This window comes from Aurantimonas sp. Leaf443 (assembly GCF_001425575.1).
In the GTDB taxonomy this organism is placed as follows: domain Bacteria; phylum Pseudomonadota; class Alphaproteobacteria; order Rhizobiales; family Rhizobiaceae; genus Leaf443.
The window spans coordinates 13,857-27,490 of sequence record NZ_LMRD01000004.1; the positions used below are offsets into that span (position 1 = coordinate 13,857).

The window sequence follows — 13,634 nt, forward strand, 5'->3', positions numbered from 1 at the left end:
CCCGGGGGCGGGGTGCCCGGGATCAGTTCTTGCCCGCGTAGACGCGGGTCATGCCGCCATCGACGACGAGGTCGACGCCGCGGATGTATCGGCTGGCGTCGGACGCGAGGAACACGAGCGCATCGGCGATGTCGCGGGCGGAGCCGACGCGTCCCGCCGGGATTTCCTTCGAGACGCGGTCGACGTACGCCGCGACGTCGGCGTCGCTCATACCTTGTTCGTGCCCGTAGCCCTCCGTCGGCACGACCCCGGGGCTGATCGTGTTCACCCTGATGCCACGGTGCTTCAGGTCGGTGGTCCAGCTCCGGGCGAGAGACCGCACGGCGGCCTTCGTCGCGGCGTAGACGGCAAATCCCGGCAGGCCCATGTCCGCGGTGATGGAGGCGTTGAGGACGACCGAGGCACCGTCCCGCAGCACCCCGAGCATGCTCTGGACGGTCAGCACGACGCCCTTGACGTTGATGCCGAGCTCGCTGTCGATCTGCTCCTCTGTCAGGTCCTCGAGGGGCGTCGCGTGGCCGCCTCCAGCGTTCGCGAACAGAATGTCCAGGTGACCATGGCCCGCCTTTATCGCCTCGGCGACCCGCAGCATGTCGGCCTTCTTCATGGCGTCGGCCTGTAGGCCCTTCGCCGAGGTTCCGAGCTTGGCGACGGCCTCGTCGAGGACATTCTGGCGACGGCCGGTGATGTAGACGAACGCACCTTCCTCGATCAGCCGCTGCGCGGCGCCGAAGCCGAGCCCCGTAGTGCCGCCGGTCACGAGCGCGACGCGCCCCTTCAGTGCCTGGGTTTCCATGGTGGGTCCTTGAGATGAGAGACGTCGGACGCGGACGGGGACGGAGCCCCGCCCGCGGCATGGCCGAGGCTCAGCGGTTGACGGACTTCATCATCTGTTCGTTGTAGCGGGCCCCGGTGACGGGGACCTTCGCCAGGAGGTCGGCGAGTTCGGCGAGATCGCCCGACGTCAGTTCGACGTCGGCGCCGCCGACGTTCTCCTCGAGGCGGTGCAGCTTCGTCGTCCCCGGGATCGGCACGATCCAGGGCTTCTGGGCCAACAGCCAGGCCAGGGCGACCTGCGCCGGGGTCGCCTTCTTTCGCTCGGCCATCTCGCCGATCCGCTTGACGAGGTTCGCGTTGGCTTGCCGGGCTTCGTCGGCGAAGCGGGGCAGCGTGTTGCGGATGTCGCCTTCCTTGAAGGTCGTCGCGTCGTCGATCTTGCCCGTCAGGAAGCCCTTCCCAAGGGGACTGAAGCAGACGAAGCCGATGCCGAGTTCCTCGAGGACGGGAAGGATCGCCTCTTCGGGATCGCGGGTGAACATCGAGTACTCGCTCTGAAGGGCGGTCAGCGGCTGGACCGCGTGCGCCCGCCGGATCATCTCGACGCCCGCCTCGGACATGCCGAAGTGCTTCACCTTGCCCTCGGTAATGAGATCCTTGACCGTGCCGGCGACGTCCTCGATCGGGACGGTGGGATCGACGCGGTGCTGGTAGAACAGGTCGATCGCGTCCGTCTTCAGCCGCTTCAGGGACTGCTCGGCGACAAGGCGGATGCGCTCTGGATGGCTGTCGAGCCCGTCCTTGGAGTTGCCGTTCTTGAACCCGAACTTCGTGGCAACCACGACGTCGTTCCGGAACGGGGCCACCGCCTCGCCGACCATCTCCTCGTTCTCGGCGCCGTACGCCTCGGCGCTGTCGAAGAACGTCACGCCGCGGTCATGGGCGGCACGGATGAGCTTGACGGCGTCGGCCGTGTCGGTCGCCGGACCGTAGCCGAAGGTCAGGCCCATGCAGCCGAGTCCAAGGGCTGAGACTTCCAGTCCGCTGGTGCCAAGAGTGCGCTTCTTCATGGTCGGTCTCCTTGTCCCGCATCGGGGAGCGTTGTTTCGCCACCGGAGATAGATCCCGCCATTGCCCGTGATTAGCCGCGCATTTTTGCATGTCGCCATGAATGCTGTTCATGGGACTGTTCAACGGCAAGATCGGGATATCGCCTTGATTGGCTCCCCATCCATGAACAGCATTCATCGCGACATGCGGGTTCCAGAGGGTAATCTCGGCGCCGAAATCGGCTAGCTGACCATTCCTGGAACAGTGACGACCGTCCGATCGACCGCTTGCGGCCTCGTGGGCGACGCGCACCGATCGTGATGGAGCCCCTCGTGAACCGTAGAAGCCTGCTCGCCTTCGCCGCGGCCGTACCCCTGGTATCGGCTCTTCCACGGACAGGTTTGGCGCAGACCGCGCAAGGGCGGACGTTCGTGCTCGTCCACGGAGCGTTCCACGGCGGCTGGTGCTGGAGCCGGGTTGCCGAAATCCTCCGGTCGAATGGCCATCGTGTCTTCACGCCGACGTTCACGGGCGTCGGGGAGCGGGCGCATCTGATGAACCCCGACATCGATCTCGACACCTTCATCCGCGACGTGTCGGCCGTGATCGAGAGCGAGGAGCTGGACGATGTCGTCCTCGTCGGACACAGCTTCGGTGGGTACGTCGTCAGCGGCGTCGCCGACCGGATGGCGGACCGCATCGCCTCGCTTGTCTATCTCGACGGCCCAATGGGCACGAACGGCAAGTCCGTGCTGGACGAAGCCCCGGACGACGTCAGGCAGGCACGTCTCGCCGCCGCGATCGACGTCGGCGGCACGAAGGCCGTCGCGCCGCCGTCCTCGACAGCCTTCGGACTTTCGAAGCCGGAGGACGTCGCCTGGGTCGACCGGCGCATGACGCCGATGCCGCTGAAGGCCTACCAGACTCCCCTCATCCTGAAGGGAGCGCCCGGCGGCGACCTGCCCAAGCGCTTCATCCGCTGCACGACCCCGGCACTTCCCAACATCGAGCCCTCAGCCCGCTACGCCCGGGAGAACGGCTGGGCCTATGCGGAACTCGCGACGGGCCACGACGCCATGGTCTCAATGCCGAGCGAAGTGGCGGCGATGCTGACGGCATCCTGAAGGCGTTCGCGGTCGCGGCCACTGGGTCGACAATCCCCGGAGCCACGACCGGCCCCCAACTCGACGGTTCGAGGAGTCCCGACGATGAAGACCATGCTGGCGAGACGCGACCTTCTCCTTGCCGGCCTTGCCGCCTCCATGCTGACGGCGCTGCCCGTCCTGACGACGACCGCACGGGCCGAAGCCAAGGATGCGCTTCCCGAAGGCGGCGCGCGACTGGACCCTCGCCAGGTTCAGTTCCTGTTCGCCGATCTCCAGCCGACGGTTCTGCCCTTGAGCCGGACGGTGCCGCCAGAAGCGCTGGGGCGCTCCGCCGCGGCCTTGGCGAAGGTCGCGACCATCCTCGAAATCCCCATGCTGTTCAGCGTGGTTCCGCAGGGCGAGGTGCCCTCGACCGTCATCGATGAACTCCGCCCCTACGCCACGGCCGCGAACACCGTCCGCAGGACGCTCGCCGGCCCCTTCATGGATCCGCCGACCGCCGCTGCCGTCGCCGCCAGCGGACGCAGGACGATGGTCGTCGCCGGCGTCGCCACCGAGGTCGCGGTGCTGCACGCGGTCCTGGACGCGGTCGCCGCGGGCTACTCTGTCCACTACGTCGTCGACGCGATCGGCGGCCTGTCCGAACGGACCGAGGCGGCTGCGATGCGCCACATGGAACACGTCGGTGCCGTCCCGACCTCCGTCCTCAGCCTGACGACGCGCCTCACCCCCGACTTCTTCTCCCCGCCCGGCTCCGAGACCTTCGAGGCCGTGAAGCCGCTTCTCTGAGGACCCCGGTTCCATGGAACTCGACACCATTAGCCCCGCACTAGGCCACTACCGTGCCACCGTCCTCGACGGAGACCTGTGGACGCGTTCCCGGCTCTCGCCGCGGGATCGGAGCATCGTCACCGTCGCCGCGCTCATCGCCCGAAGGGAAGGGCACGAGCTGGCTCGGCAGATCGAACGGGCGCTCGACCACGGCGTGACGCCCGGCGAGATCTCGGAGATGGCCACACATCTCGCCTTCTATTCGGGGTGGGGCAGCGGGACGCTGGCGTCGACGGTTGCCAGCGCGGTCTTCGCCAAGCGCGGCTTCGGTTCCGACCGGCTCCCCGGCGCGACGGTGGACTTCCTGCCCATCGACGAGGCGTTCGAGGCGCAGCGCGTCGCGACTGTCGACAGCACGGTCGTGCCGACATTCCAGACCCTCGTCGACGACACGACAGCGGTCCTGTTTCGCGACCTCTGGCTGCGTCCCGGCCTCGCGCCGCGCGACCGCAGCCTGACGACCATGTCGGCCTTGATCGCCGCCGGGCAGTTCCCGCAGATCACCTATCACCTGAACAAGGCGATGGAGAACGGGCTCACCGAAGAGGAGGCCGCCGAGGCCATCTCGCATCTCGCGTTCTACGCCGGTTGGCCGAACGCGATGTCGTCGGTGCCCGTCGCGAAGGCCGTCTTCGAGAACCGCCGCTAGCACCGACACGACCTCGCCGGAGGCCTGCCGCGGCACTGTGTCTGCCCCAACATCCGGCACGGAAGGTATTACCATGAACAGCATCGCGACCGCTGCCGCCCTTGCCGTCCTCTGCGCGTGCGCCCCGGCTTCGGCGGAAGGCATCACCGTCACGAAGAACGGCTCGCAGTCCGTCGTCAGAAGCCCGGCCGAGAACTTCACCGGGAACGTCCACACGACGAACCGCTTCAACGGCACCGCTCCCTCTCGGTTGGTCGGGTCCACCGTCGTGTTCGAGCCGGGCGCCCGCACCGCTTGGCATACTCATCCTTTAGGCCAGACCCTGATCGTCGCCGAGGGGACGGGGTTGGTGGGTCTCTGGAATGGAGCCGTTCAGACCATGTCGAAGGGCGACGTCGTCTGGATCCCCGCCGGAGTGAAGCACTGGCATGGCGCATCCGGGGACGAGGGCGTCACCCACATCGCGATCGTGGAGACGCTTGACGGCAAGGCGGCCGACTGGATGGAGCACGTCACGGACGAGCAGTGCGCCGCTCGCTGATCGATGTGTCGGCCGGCTAGGCGGCAGAAAGCACTCAACCGCGTTGGCATGACCGCTTCCCTCGCAGAAGCGGACGGGCGGTTTTCGATGAGTTCGGATATCGAGCGACGATAGACCCGATGGCATCTTCGGGTCGAAAGCGGATGGACCGCTTCCGGGCGTCCGCTTTCGCAGCGCCGATAGGCGTGGTTGGGTGGAAACCCGTTAGTCCGCTTTCGGCTGTCGGGGCTGCTTAGCTGCCGTCCGACGGGGCGCCAACGTCAGCACGAGCACCGCAGCGATCACGACGGCATTCAGCGGTAGCAGCCACGGCAGGGGATCGGTCCACTTGTCCATGTTGGTCGTGCGCCCGTAATGGGGTGGACCCGAGCCGTAGGCCTCGATCAGAGTCACGGCGTTCACCCAGACGGCGGTTACCAGAAGCGCGACGGCAAGGATCGCCCGAGCGATGCGAGCCCTTGCGCTCGCCGTTCTCATCCCGCAACGACGTCCACGAAGCGACCATGCACCCAGCCCGAGTGGCAGGGACCCCGATAGGGCGTGCGTTCCAGATGGGGCGAGGACACCCCACAATCGGTCTGGGTCCCCAGCGCAGGGTAGACGATGCCAAGCCAGGGACTGCGTTCGTCGCAGATCATGACGAGCGCGCCGGCACCGAGGCGATCGCGTTCCAGGTGCCCCGAACCGGGTCCTTCGCGGACCGACAGGAAGTTGTCGCCCTTCGGGTCGAGCCCGACGATCTGCCCGATGCTCCCGCAGGCATCGAACTCGGCGTCGCCTCCGATCTCGACGGGGGCCAAGCCCTGCGCGCCCGCGGTCGCTGCGGGCAGCCAAGCCAGGAACGTTGCCACGGCGAGAGACGTGATCGCGAACTTCAACTGAGACCCTCGTCGCTGGGCGTCAGGCCCGCCAGAGCCCGCAGCCGCCAGATGCGCTCGTCCCACCATCGCTCGATGCGACCCTGCGCCGGATCGAGTGGCAGGTCGAAGACCATGGGCCGGGAAACTCTTCGCCGTGTCCAATCCGTGTCCTCGCCCATCATCCCGTAAAGTTGCAGCATGGAGAGGGAGGACACGCCTCGAACAGCGCCGTGAGCGTCGCGCAGGACGATCCAGCCGGGCGCGTCCGATCCCCCGCCCGGCATGGCGAAAAAGCGGGGGCGGCCGCAGATCTTCACGCTCCACGCGCCATCGGGCCGCGCTTCGGTTAGATAGGGCTCGTCGCAGGCCAGCCGTCCCTCGGGCGCCAGAACCACAGCAAGGGGCACGCCGACAGCCAAGGCCAGGCCGAGTCCTGCAAACCACCGGGCACGACGCGTCACGAACGCGCCGCCGCGCTCAGTGAGACGTCGGCCTCCGGAAGCCACCCGGTCACGGGTCTGTCTCGCGCTTCGAGATACTCGACATGGATCCAACCAGGACGCCGCGCCAGCACCGCGATGGGATCGAACCGGACGAGGTAGGGACGACTGCGTCGCGGCGTATCCACGGGGGACGGGTAGAGGGTCGTCCGCTCGGCGATGACGAGCCCCGCATCGATCCAGTCGTCCCGGAGCTCGTCCAGGAGAAGGTCGTAGGGCTCGTCCTTCATGTCGCCGGTCGTCATCAGGCAGCCGCCGTGGTTCTCGGCGAGACGCAAGCTCGGCACCGCGTCGAGGCGAAGCTCGCCTCCGATGCGCTCGACCTCGCCGGGAAGCCAGGTGTCGACATCCGCCCGGTCGCCTTCCAGATAGCCCGCGAGCAGGAACAGGCAGCCGAACTGCGGCGCCTCCGGCGTGCCGTTGCCAACCCGGCGCTCGGCGAAGACGCCGTGAACATATCCGTCGTCTCCCACGACGAGCGCGAGCGAACCGTAACTTCCCGACAGCGGCTGCGAGGCACCAGACGGTGGAACGGACGCCGAGAGCAGCGCGCTAAGGCAAAGGAGAGAAAGCCTCGAGGTCATGGCGTCCCTGATCCGATCCGTCGACGGTCGCGATCCCCACTCCGGCCCTGCGGAAGCATCGGCGCCGACCTCTTCCTCAGCAGGAGAAGGGCTGGTTGAGGTGGAAGATCATCATCGAGAAGTTCTGCTGGAGGATGTTGAACTCCTGCTCCTGGTCGTCATGCGTCTTTCGGACGACGTCGGCCAATGAGGAAGAGGCGTAGCCTACTCGTATTTTCTCTCCTGTTGCATCCGTAATTTACCTGATCTCGCAGGAAGTGGGATCTGGGAGGGGACCTTTGGAGACCGGGGTACGTTTCCTGCGCCCTGATCGGAGACGGCGAGCGCGCTTGCAATCGTATGATCCCTGCAGGACGGTGCGCGAACCCTCGAACTGCTCATACTTGAAGAAGGTGATCCGCCTGCGATGAGAATTCCTGTCGCCGTCCTTGTCTCGGTCCTGCCGATCCTTCTCATTGCGCTCGGTGTTTGGGAGATTGGGCGGGGCCACGCGCTGTTGCTCGACACGCAAGCCGCGCTTGCCGCTTCGCAGGCCGAACCTTCCGCGGAAGCGGCAACGCTCGCCGCGGTCGCCGTGTGGCGCGAACGCGCGGCTTGGGTGACGCTCAGTGGCGGTACTCTCGGGTTGGCCGCCGGATGGGTCGGGCTTCTCCTCGTCACCGCGTCGGCGCGACGGGGCATGCGTTCGCGCGAGTCGCTCGTTCGCGGCTTCGGCCGGGTGAGCCGGCTTCTTCCCCTGCTCCTCGCGGTACAGATCCTCGCGCTCGTTGCGGCGACCATCGCGGCGGTAGGCTTCGAGGTCACCTCGCTGTTCTTCGTGCAGGCTCCGAGCGACCGGGCGCTGTTTCTCGCTTTCCTCGTGGTGGTCGCTGCCGGTCTTGTCCTGTGGGGCGCATTCACGCTGCTGCGCGATCTCCACCGGGCGTTACGCGCCTTCGCCGTCGCGCCGATGCGCCTCGTCGGCCGCGCGCTCGGGGGAGAGGAGGCGCCCGGCCTGTTCGCTCTCGTCGCTGAACTCGCCGCCGAGCGAGGTGCGGTCATGCCGCGCACGATCGCGGTCGGCGCCGCGGAGGGGTTCTTCGTGACGGCGCGGGGGATGGAGCTCTTCGACGCCAGCGACGAGCCCGCCGCGGCTCCGGGGCCGGCGCTGCATATCCCGCTTCCCGTGCTCGCCGTCCTCGACGGGCCGGAACTGCGCGCCGTGCTCGCTCACGAACTCGCCCATTTCGCCGGTGAGGACACCGCCTACGGCTTGCGTTTCGCACCGCTCTTTGCCGCCCTCGGCGAAGCGACTGCGGTGATGCAGCAGCGCGGCACGGACTGGGGCGACACTCGGATCGACCGCCTTTTCGAGCGGATCGTGCATCCCCACAGTGCACTTGCAGAGCACGCCTACGAGCGGTTCGACCAAACGGCGATGCACTGGAGCCGTGAGCGCGAGCTCGAGGCGGACCGAGCGGCCGCCCTATCGGGATCCCCGCAGGCGCTCGCCACCGCGCTCCTGCGCATCGGCCTCGTTTCCGGTCATCTCACGAGCGAGCGCAAGGCGCTGGCCGCGCAACCCGCAACCGTTCCCGATTACGCCGCTGCACTCGGAAAGCACATCACAGCGACGTCTGTGCGCGAGATCGAGCCCTTCCTTTTCGAGCGCATCGCGCATCCGAGCGATACCCACCCGCCGACGCGAGCGCGCCTCGAGGCGTTGGGCGTTGCGATTGATAAGGGCCTGCTCGCTCGCGCCGCCCGGCCCGTTGCAACGGAAGAGTCCCAGGCGATCGCGGCGCTCTTTGCGGATTGGGACGGACTCAATCACGCCGTCGCGACAACTGAGCGGGAGTGCGCAGTCCGGGCGCTGCGCGGCCAGCGCGACTGGCTCGGCACGTTCGTAGAAGCGGGCGCGGCGCTCGGGCGGACCGCGGTCTACCCTTCTGTGCGTCGCCTGTTTGCAGCCTTCGCGACCGCTGGGCTCGTCTGCCTCCTATTTGCGTCCGCTGCGGTTTGGGCGGCGTTTTACGGCGGGGCGGAGGACCAGGAGGCGCGTCCGCTTCTTCTGGGCGTCGCCGGCTTTCTTGTGCTCGCCATACTGTTCGTCGTGCGCGCCATGCGGCGCCTCTGGCGTTCGCGCCGCGAGCCCTACCTCGTGTTCGACGGCGCGGGGCTCACCTCGCCCGGCCTTGCAGAGCGTCTAAGCTGGACGGATGTCCAGTCGGTCGGCGCTTCCGCTGCGGGCCGGCCCTCGCTTTGGTTCGAGATCGCTTCGGACGCGCCCTTGCCGGAGAGCACCGGGCGGCTCGCACGTATGAACATCGACGTTCCGACCCGCTCGGTGCAGTTCCATCAAGTCTTCCCGCGCGGCATGCGCAACACGACACTGCAGGCGCTTCTCCTCGACCATGCCCGTGCCGCACACGCCCAAATGCAGCTCGAAGATTTCGCGCATGCCTCTTGATGGGACCAGCTCATAGAACCCACCGAGATACGCGCTGATGTGTCATGCGCACGGCTGATGCGAAGGGGTCCAATGTTGGCCCCGACTGCTTCGACAGCTCATGGTGCAGACTGGCTCGATCGTCAGCGCGCATGAAGGGTGTCGGTACTGTCAGCGGCGAGAGAGGCGTAGTGGCAAACAGGTTGCCGCACAACAAGCGTCCGCTTCTTTGTATCGCCGAACAGATGTTTGAGGCAGAGCTAGCGCCCGTTTGGCGAACGTCCGGTTCCGGGTAGCGTCGGGCATCACCGGAACGACCGAGAAGGGTCGCAAGCAGCCGCGCCGTCTGTTGGTTGGGTACTGACGCCGACTCCGTCCTTCGCCTCTATTGGAAACGTGGCGTCGTAGCAGCTAGCCTCTGGTACGGTCGCCGATCCTGCCATCGGCTTCACGACAACACCAGGCGGTTGCAGGACGACGTAGTTGCGGGGGAAGCTGCTTCCGCCCCGTCTCACCGAGGCCGTCAGTATTCTCTCGGTCCGTTCATCTTCGGCAAGACGATCAAGCGACACCCGTCTAAGCTGCGTAGGAATCAACGCGCGGTTGGGTCGGATGCCGTACTTCGAAGACCAGTATTCTCACCTGATGTTTCCGGTATCCGTGCAGGAACGGGCTGGGTTTCGCGACGCGCAGAGGGGCGCACTCTTCGCGCTTGGCGCGCATTTTGCCCTTCGCACGGAGCCCGCCATCGTCACGATGCCAACGGGGTCCGGCAAGACCGCGGTGTTGCAAGCCGCCGCCTTCATGCTGCGTGCTCGCCGCGTTCTCGTTGTCACCCCGAGCCGGCTCGTCCGCGAGCAGATATTCGATGACTTTCGCGAACTGGGGATCCTGAAGCGCATAGGCGCGCTGCCGCAGGACACCGTCCCGCCGTCCGTTTGCAACGCCGACGGCAAGGTGGCGGACTGGGAGGCTTTGGCGGGTTACGATGTCGTGGTCGCGACGCCGGGCAGCGCGAGCCCGGCAGTGGAGGGCGTTGCACAACCTCCTGCCGAATTCTTCGACCTGATTCTGGTCGACGAGGCGCATCACAGCCCTGCGTTTACGTGGAGCCAACTCCTGAAGGCCTTTCCAGCCGCCAAGCGCGTCCTCTTCACCGCGACGCCGTACCGCCGGGACGAACTTGAGATCAAAGGACGCTTCGTTTTCACGTACGACCTCAAGCGCGCCTACGACGACAGGGTGTTCGGCTCGATCAACTACCTACCCGTTGATGGGTTCGTGGACGGCGGCGAAGACGAGGCGATCGCGAGGGCCGCGGAGCGCAAGCTGCGTGCCGACCTTCGTGAGGGCCTCGCCCACCGACTGATGGTGCGTACCGACAGCAAGAGGCGTTCGATCGAACTTATCGAGCTTTATGGACGGGTGACCGGCCTCAAGCTCCAGCGCGTGTCCAGCGAGCATTCCGTCGGGCACATTAAGAAGGTCATCAATGCTCTGCGTGAAGGAGACCTCGACGGGATCGTCTGCGTGAACATGCTCGGGGAGGGCTTCGACCTGCCGAACCTCAAGGTCGCGGCCGTGCATTCACCGCACAAGTCGCTTGCCGTGACCCTCCAGTTCATAGGGCGCTTCGCCCGGACGGCGGGCGGCGCACTCGGGCAGGCGACGTTCATCGCCGCACCGTCGAGCATCAAGGTCGAGGCGGAGAAACTCTACGCCGAAGGTGCCGCTTGGGGCGAGATTGTTCCGAACCTCGGCGCCACCAGGGTGGTCCGCGAGGCGCGGGCGCGTGAGGTCCTCGAGTCGTTCCAAGGCGACCAACAAGCCGACTTCGACGTCGAGGAGCTTTCGCTCTATGGACTCACGCCGTACATGCACGTCAAAGTCTGGCGCGTTGCTGGCGACTTGAGCATCGACGGCGACATCGCTTTCCCACAAGGGCTCAATGTCGTGTTCTCGGCAGTCAGCGAGGGCACAAGGACCGCCGTCTTCGTCACGCGGGAATATGCCCGCGTAAGATGGTCGGAAGACGAGCGGCTGACGGACGTCAGCAACCACCTCTTCGTGATCCACCACAATCCGGAGAGGGAACTCCTGTTCGTGTGCGCCTCGAAACGGCAGGACGGGGTGTACCAGAGGCTCAGCGAGGCGATCGCGGGACGGTCGTTGAAGGGCTTGTCGACCGACACGCTGAACCGGGTGCTCCTGGACCTCGAAGACCTCAAGCTTTTTAACGTCGGCATGCGGAATCGGGCGTCGAACAGCACCGCGTCGGCCTACCTGACAAAGGCTGGGGGATCCGTGGAGCGGACCATCGGGCCGGCCGACGGGCGCCAGTACACGAGGGGACACTGTTTTGGCGGCGGCACGCGCGACGGCGTCGACATCACCATAGGGGTCAGCAGCGCGTCGAAGATCTGGCAGAACAGCTCGGCCCGGCTCTTCGAGTTGATCGACTGGATGGACGGGCTGGCGGAACGGCTTGCCAGCACGCGGGCAGTCATAACCCACTCAGGTTTTGACCTGCTTACGACCGCCATGGAGATCGATCGGCTTCCGGCTCCAGTGTTCGCCGCAGACTGGGACAAGGAGGTGTACTCGGCGCCATGGTCGCTGGTCGTCGACGACGACGGGACTCGTCGTTCTGTTCCGTTGACGGACCTCAACCTTGCGGTGCATCACGACCGATGCACCGAACACGAGGTCCCCATCACGATCGGCGGCGACCGCATAAACGTCGAGCTGACATTCGACGTTCGGGGTGAACCGCATTTTCGGGGCGCTCCCGGCGTCGTCGATGTCATGGTCGAAAGGAGGGGCATGACCGAGAGCTTGCTCGACCACCTCAACGAGCGGCACCTCTCCCTTTACACAACCGACCTGGGGCTCGTGCGGGGCAGCGACTACAACCTGCCTCCCAACCCGGACGACGCTCCGTTCGATCCGACTTGCCTCGTGAGCCACGACTTCGCGGCGTTGAACGTCTGCATCAACACGGAAATCGGTGAGGGTAGGAACGGCAAGGAATCGATCTTCCAGTTCTTGGAGGGACGTCTGGTTCGGGGGCCGGCCGCCGTCGTGTTCTGCGATCATGGCAGCGGCGAAATCGCCGATTACATCGAGATCCGCGAGGATGGTGACGACACACATGTTGACATCTACCACTGCAAGAGCACCAAGGAGCCAGCGCCGGGCGCTCGAGTCGAGGACGCGTACGAAGTGCTCGGCCAGGCGATCAAGTCGGCGAGGTGGTGCGACCGCAAGCGGATCAGGGCCAAGATCGAGCATCGGATGCGCGGTGCCGGCGTAGGTCGCTTCAAGAAGGGCAACTTCGAGGAGGTGGAGCGCCTGCTTGGTCGTCCGAGGCCGCCAGTGTTTAGCGTCACCGTAGTTCAGCCAGGTTTCAGAGGAAGCCGCCTTTCTGACGAGCTCAAGCAGTTGATGGGCTCCACGCAACTGCACCTCGAACACGCGGAGGTGACGTCGTTCCGGGTTTGGGCCAGCGGGTGATGCGAGGGCCGACATAGCCGTCGCTGTGACTTAGATCTGATTGAGCCAGCAACACAGGAGAAATGGAGCGGACGATGGGATTCGAACCCACGACATTCTGCTTGGAAGGCAGAAGCTCTACCCCTGAGCTACGTCCGCGCCTCTACCGCATCGAAAAGGTACCGACACGAGCGAGTCACCCTTAGCCTGGCCAGGGCAGGGTGGCAAGCACCTTCGGGCCGCGGTCGGCCGCGCTAGTCTGGTCAGTTCACGAACTTGCGTTCATATGGCAGCAGGGCGTACATCAAGATGTTCAATCAGGTGCAAGCCCATGGAACATACACACTTGAACATTGTGTCGGCGCATTCTGGCCTTCCAAGCTGAATACGCGGGTTCGATTCCCGCTACCCGCTCCAGCCGGACCCTTGATCCTTTCGACCCTCGATCGACCGTCCCGGGACTGCCGGCGCCCCGATCTAGAGCGAACCGCCTTCGAGACCTCGGATCGCGCGCATCGCCCCGGCGCGCGCTTGACCCTGCGGCCTCGCGCCGCGACGATCTCCTGAGCCGGCTTCGTGCGCCTTGTCACGGATCGCGGCGAACGGGATTGAGCCGCATGTCGTGCGTTCCCGCTGGCGCTTGCAGGGTTGCACCCGCGACGGCAACTCTTTATGTCGCGCCCGGAATGACCGTATCCGAAATGGGAGCCTTTTATGGGCAAGGGTAAGTTCGAGCGTAACAAGCCGCACGTGAACATCGGCACGATCGGGCATGTCGACCACGGCAAGACGAGCCTGACGGCGGCGATCACGAAG

12 protein-coding genes and 1 tRNA gene are annotated in these 13,634 nt (G+C 65.9%); 7 read left to right on the forward strand and 6 right to left on the reverse strand.

Annotation, left to right across the window (positions count from 1 at the left end; translation table 11 throughout):
- Positions 1-22: 22 nt before the first annotated feature.
- Entirely contained in the window at positions 23-796 is a 774-nt protein-coding gene (locus tag ASG48_RS04600; RefSeq protein WP_055846012.1) for an SDR family oxidoreductase, read from the reverse strand.
- A gap of 70 nt (positions 797-866) precedes the next feature.
- Positions 867-1,847: an aldo/keto reductase gene (locus ASG48_RS04605; RefSeq protein ID WP_055846015.1), complete on the reverse strand. Its 981-nt coding sequence runs from the start codon at positions 1,845-1,847 to the stop codon at positions 867-869.
- A gap of 300 nt (positions 1,848-2,147) precedes the next feature.
- Between ASG48_RS04605 and ASG48_RS04610 the strand changes: the two genes are divergently transcribed.
- The 4 genes from ASG48_RS04610 (at position 2,148) to ASG48_RS04625 (ending at position 4,954) form a co-directional block, all read left to right on the forward strand.
- On the forward strand, positions 2,148-2,951 hold the full coding sequence (locus ASG48_RS04610; RefSeq protein ID WP_082529245.1) for an alpha/beta fold hydrolase: 804 nt from the start codon (positions 2,148-2,150) through the stop codon (positions 2,949-2,951).
- 138 nt (positions 2,952-3,089) lie between these two features.
- Positions 3,090-3,722: an isochorismatase family protein gene (locus tag ASG48_RS04615; protein ID WP_162243903.1), complete on the forward strand. Its 633-nt coding sequence runs from the start codon at positions 3,090-3,092 to the stop codon at positions 3,720-3,722.
- Between the two features lie 13 nt (positions 3,723-3,735).
- A complete protein-coding gene (locus ASG48_RS04620) occupies positions 3,736-4,413 on the forward strand; it encodes a carboxymuconolactone decarboxylase family protein (protein WP_055846022.1) in 678 nt (225 codons plus the stop codon).
- A 73-nt stretch (positions 4,414-4,486) separates the two neighbouring features.
- Entirely contained in the window at positions 4,487-4,954 is a 468-nt protein-coding gene (locus tag ASG48_RS04625; protein WP_055846025.1) for a cupin domain-containing protein, read from the forward strand.
- A gap of 473 nt (positions 4,955-5,427) precedes the next feature.
- Here the strand turns inward: ASG48_RS04625 and ASG48_RS04635 are convergent, their stop codons facing one another.
- Genes ASG48_RS04635 through ASG48_RS04645 form a run of 3 tightly spaced genes read right to left on the reverse strand, consistent with a single transcriptional unit; the run spans position 5,428 to position 6,898 of the window.
- A complete protein-coding gene (locus tag ASG48_RS04635; RefSeq protein ID WP_055846031.1) occupies positions 5,428-5,832 on the reverse strand; it encodes a hypothetical protein in 405 nt (134 codons plus the stop codon).
- Complete coding sequence (locus ASG48_RS04640) at positions 5,829-6,233, reverse strand: hypothetical protein (protein WP_055846034.1); 405 nt, start codon at positions 6,231-6,233, stop codon at positions 5,829-5,831. Before ASG48_RS04640 ends, ASG48_RS04635 begins: the two co-directional genes overlap by 4 nt.
- 38 nt (positions 6,234-6,271) lie before the next feature.
- Positions 6,272-6,898: a hypothetical protein gene (locus tag ASG48_RS04645; RefSeq protein WP_156381453.1), complete on the reverse strand. Its 627-nt coding sequence runs from the start codon at positions 6,896-6,898 to the stop codon at positions 6,272-6,274.
- Between the two features lie 406 nt (positions 6,899-7,304).
- Between ASG48_RS04645 and ASG48_RS04650 the strand changes: the two genes are divergently transcribed.
- Both ASG48_RS04650 and ASG48_RS04655 read left to right on the forward strand, forming a co-directional pair.
- Positions 7,305-9,347, forward strand: coding sequence for a M48 family metallopeptidase (locus ASG48_RS04650; protein ID WP_055846040.1), 2,043 nt, complete (start codon positions 7,305-7,307; stop codon positions 9,345-9,347).
- Positions 9,348-9,938: 591 nt separating this feature from the next.
- Positions 9,939-12,839, forward strand: a complete 2,901-nt coding sequence (locus ASG48_RS04655; RefSeq protein WP_055846042.1) for a DEAD/DEAH box helicase family protein — start codon at positions 9,939-9,941, stop codon at positions 12,837-12,839.
- Positions 12,840-12,902: 63 nt separating this feature from the next.
- Here the strand turns inward: ASG48_RS04655 and ASG48_RS04660 are convergent.
- Positions 12,903-12,977, reverse strand: a tRNA-Gly gene (locus ASG48_RS04660).
- Positions 12,978-13,532: 555 nt separating this feature from the next.
- On the opposite strand from ASG48_RS04660, the gene ASG48_RS04665 reads away from it, so the two are divergent.
- Positions 13,533-13,634, forward strand: a 102-nt coding sequence (locus ASG48_RS04665; RefSeq protein ID WP_156381454.1) for a GTP-binding protein, incomplete at its 3' end; no start/stop codon positions are given.

Excerpts from the sequence above, each read along its gene's own strand:
- ASG48_RS04605 (WP_055846015.1), bottom strand. The coding sequence starts at position 1,847 with ATGAAGAAGCGCACTCTTGGCACCAGCGGACTGGAAGTCTCAGCCCTT.
- ASG48_RS04650 (WP_055846040.1), top strand. The coding sequence starts at position 7,305 with ATGAGAATTCCTGTCGCCGTCCTTGTCTCGGTCCTGCCGATCCTTCTC.
- ASG48_RS04645 (WP_156381453.1), bottom strand. The coding sequence starts at position 6,898 with ATGACCTCGAGGCTTTCTCTCCTTTGCCTTAGCGCGCTGCTCTCGGCG.
- ASG48_RS04610 (WP_082529245.1), top strand. The coding sequence starts at position 2,148 with ATGGAGCCCCTCGTGAACCGTAGAAGCCTGCTCGCCTTCGCCGCGGCC.
- ASG48_RS04600 (WP_055846012.1), bottom strand. The coding sequence starts at position 796 with ATGGAAACCCAGGCACTGAAGGGGCGCGTCGCGCTCGTGACCGGCGGC.
- ASG48_RS04625 (WP_055846025.1), top strand. The coding sequence starts at position 4,487 with ATGAACAGCATCGCGACCGCTGCCGCCCTTGCCGTCCTCTGCGCGTGC.
- ASG48_RS04615 (WP_162243903.1), top strand. The coding sequence starts at position 3,090 with ATGCTGACGGCGCTGCCCGTCCTGACGACGACCGCACGGGCCGAAGCC.
- ASG48_RS04655 (WP_055846042.1), top strand. The coding sequence starts at position 9,939 with ATGCCGTACTTCGAAGACCAGTATTCTCACCTGATGTTTCCGGTATCC.
- ASG48_RS04620 (WP_055846022.1), top strand. The coding sequence starts at position 3,736 with ATGGAACTCGACACCATTAGCCCCGCACTAGGCCACTACCGTGCCACC.